This window comes from Gilvimarinus gilvus, assembly GCF_030518155.1.
Classification (GTDB): domain Bacteria; phylum Pseudomonadota; class Gammaproteobacteria; order Pseudomonadales; family Cellvibrionaceae; genus Gilvimarinus; species Gilvimarinus gilvus.
On record NZ_JAULRU010000589.1, the window covers coordinates 1 to 398 of the forward strand.

At 54.0% G+C, this 398-nt stretch carries 1 protein-coding gene; it reads left to right on the forward strand.

Going from position 1 to position 398, the window contains the following annotated elements:
- The coding region (locus QWI17_RS14840) for an AMP-binding protein (protein WP_302723309.1) at positions 1-398 on the forward strand (398 nt) is incomplete at both ends.

Below are 398 nucleotides of genomic sequence, written 5' to 3' on the forward strand. Positions count from 1 at the left end.
AACGCGGAGCGTGTTAGCGAATATATGCAACAGGCCTTGCAGAGGCTGGTCGGTGACCTTCTCGATGGAGGTAAGACGCCCGTGGCAGAGCTATCCATATTGCCTGATGCGGAACGTCATCAACAGCTGATTGAGTGGAACGATACACGGGTGGATTACCCGCATGAGCTTTGTATCCATGAGCTGTTTGAGCAGCAGGTGGCGAGGAGCCCGGAGGCGATAGCAGTTCAATTTGGTGAGGAGCGACTCAGCTACCAGCAGCTCAATGAGAGGTCGAACCAGCTGGCGCATTATCTAGTTGCAGAACGAGGTGTTGAGCCTGACACGTTGGTTGGGTTGTGCGTTGAGCGCTCTGTCGAGATGGTGATTGGCCTTTTGGGAATTATTAAGGCCGGAGG